At 39.2% G+C, this 2,825-nt stretch carries 2 protein-coding genes and 1 tRNA gene; all 3 read right to left on the reverse strand.

Features of this window, described 5'->3' with window-relative positions; translation table 11 throughout:
- Nucleotides 1-335: 335 nt before the first annotated feature.
- The 3 genes from BVE84_RS10220 to rplS all read right to left on the reverse strand — a co-directional run bounded on the left by BVE84_RS10220 (nucleotide 336) and on the right by rplS (nucleotide 1,674).
- Nucleotides 336-407: transfer RNA gene (locus BVE84_RS10220), tRNA-Arg, on the reverse strand.
- Between the two features lie 59 nt (nucleotides 408-466).
- A complete protein-coding gene (locus BVE84_RS10225; RefSeq protein ID WP_076996883.1) occupies nucleotides 467-1,141 on the reverse strand; it encodes a beta/alpha barrel domain-containing protein in 675 nt (224 codons plus the stop codon).
- Between the two features lie 185 nt (nucleotides 1,142-1,326).
- Complete coding sequence (rplS, locus tag BVE84_RS10230; RefSeq protein ID WP_075104832.1) at nucleotides 1,327-1,674, reverse strand: 50S ribosomal protein L19; 348 nt, start codon at nucleotides 1,672-1,674, stop codon at nucleotides 1,327-1,329.
- Nucleotides 1,675-2,825: the final 1,151 nt, after the last annotated feature.

Raw genomic sequence — 2,825 nt, forward strand, 5'->3', positions numbered from 1 at the left:
GTAGGTAACCAATCCACGAATATCAGAGTGGCCAATGCCCGAAGCTAAGAACTAGGCTCTTTCTAGATACTTTTCATTTTTTATCAGTTCGATTGTTTTTACTTGACAAAGGGCTTTACATATCAGTCATTTAGTTTATACCTAAAGGTAGCCACAGCTGTCATTGACTAATACTCAATAAAAATCCAAAGGATACTTGGTCAAGAATACTACCTACTCTGATGTTGACTATGATAGAGTATTCATATTCTATTCAAATTGTCACATTCTGAAAAATAGCTGAACAAACGACAAAAAACGCTGTCGGTTCAACGTTTCTGCTCAGTCTATCTCTATCTCCCCTGCAGGAATCGAACCTGCAACTAATTCTTAGGAGGAATTTGTTATATCCATTTAACTAAGGGAAGCCTGCCCTTCTATTCTACCTCAAAAAAGAGCAGATTGCAAGACCGATGGTATCCTCGATTTAATCTTTAGCATGCTGACGGTATTTTTCCATCTTTCCTTTAAATAGTTCGCCATTGGTTGGAGCTGTATAAGAAATGGCATTGGCCCCCGCTTCAATCACCCGCCGGATGGAATCTTCTGTAGGACCACCTGTTGCGATAATCGGAAAAGTCGGAAAATTTTTCCGAATGTTTTTCACCACCTCTGGAGTTTCTACACCACAAGAAACATTCAGAATATCTACTCCTGCCTCAATACGGGAAACTAAATCAGATTTTTCGGACACTACTGTGTAAATAATGGGAATATCCACCACTTTATTGATTTCCCTAATCGTCTTAACATCGGTTGGCCCATTGACCACAACAGCATAAGCCCCTTCCGATTCAGACAATAAACTCATATTAGCCGACCGTATCCCTGTTGTCAAGCCTCCACCGACACCTGCTAAGACTGGAACAGATGCGACTAACATAATACTCTTAATAATAGCTGGGCTAGGAGTAAAGGGATAGACTGCCAGAATGGCATCTGCATTATGATTTGCAATAATCGCCACATCTGTTGTGAACAGAACCGAGCGAATGCGACGACCATAGATGCGAATACCACTACATTCTTTAATAATCTCTGGCACTTGAACAATATCCTGACGTAAATCTGATAAAACAGATGGAACAAATTGTTTATCCATTTTCTATCTCCTCCATATGGGTCTCATCCTAGTATACCATATTGCAGTCGTTTCCCTTTAAAAAGATGAACTGGCATTTTTATTGGGTACTATACTCCATAAAAGATAAACGAATCCTCAATAAAAGAAAGAGACAGCTTTCACTGTCTCCCCATTTCCCGACTAAAACCGTCCTATGGACTATTTTAGCGACGGATTTCTTTAATACGCGCAGCTTTCCCTTGCAATGCACGTAAGTAGTACAATTTCGCACGACGTACTTTACCATAGCGCACCACTTCAATCTTATCAACACGTGGAGTATGGATTGGGAAGGTACGTTCTACACCGATACCGCTAGAAATCTTACGGACAGTATACATTTCTGAGATACCTTGACCCTTACGAGAGATAACAACTCCCTCAAAAATCTGGATACGCTCGCGAGTTCCCTCAACAACCTTCGCATGAACACGTACAGTGTCACCAGGACGGAATGCAGGGATGTCAGTACGAAGTTGACCTTCGGTCAAACTTTGAATTAATGGATTCATGTTTCTTTCTTCTCCTATCTTGCCAATCATGAGTGCTCAACGTCTCAGCGGATTAACCGTTTTTGGTGTGTCCATTACACACTTTATCTATTATATACAAAGATGAAATAATTGTAAAGTAAAATCAACATTATTTTACCTTGTTTTACCCATACCTGTTTTATCCATACTAGAATACTTAAAAAAAGGGCATTTCTATTCCACAAAACTCCTTGTCAATGGAAACAAACACATCCCACAGGGTAAATGGAAATAGAATGAGATAGTTTCTAGCTATCACTTCTACTCACTCCAAAAATTTTATCACTCTGATACTTACCCACCTCAAAGTAAAAAGCCTTGCAATCAAGGCTTTTCATTATCCCTTTCGTTCAAAGGTTTTTAGGCTTTTATGAGCAGAGCAACACACTCGACGTGATGCGTCTGTGGGAGTTCAAAGGTCCAGTGGACCTTTGAAGTAGCTTGCTAGAAATCAAGAGAGCAAGCTAGACAGGTTACTTGCGTTTTACTAACAAACCAACAACTTCTATGTGTGCTGAGAGCTTTCTTCTATACTAATAGACGAAAGGGAGTGAAAATGATTTTAAGATTATACTGTGGAACGGAACAGAGCCCTAATATTGACTATCTTTCTAAAATCTCCTCAATAAGTGGTTCTACCCCTGTAGCTAATAGTTCCTCAATTTTATCCCGTGCATGGAACCTATTAACGTCATAGGCTACATACCTTAGCATATCTGCTGCAACCTCATTAACTGGGTAGGGATAGCTCCCCTTCAATATCTGATAAGAGAGATTCGCAAATACATCAGCATCTTCAAAATGTTTTAGAAAATCCTAATAGCTTGAATGGATTGATTGAATCAACTTTTTACCCTGTTCCTCATCAATTTGCATATAGTGCAACAATGCTATTACAAGAACACTATCTTTCAAAATACATTTTTTACACAAATCTGCACCTGTCATTTCATAGATATGCTTTTTCTATCAAAAAGACTAGCAAAAAATCACCACCTCAAAATGAACTGCTCCCTGTCAAGTGGACAGTGAAATAATAAAAGATTAAGCAACGGCCTTGTTCCTCATTTCAAGAGGGGCAAGGCCGTTGTTGCGCTCTTGAAAACGTTCATGATTGTAAAAATGAATAT

Origin of the sequence: Streptococcus azizii (assembly GCF_001984715.1) — a bacterium.
GTDB classification, from domain to species: Bacteria; Bacillota; Bacilli; order Lactobacillales; family Streptococcaceae; genus Streptococcus; species Streptococcus azizii.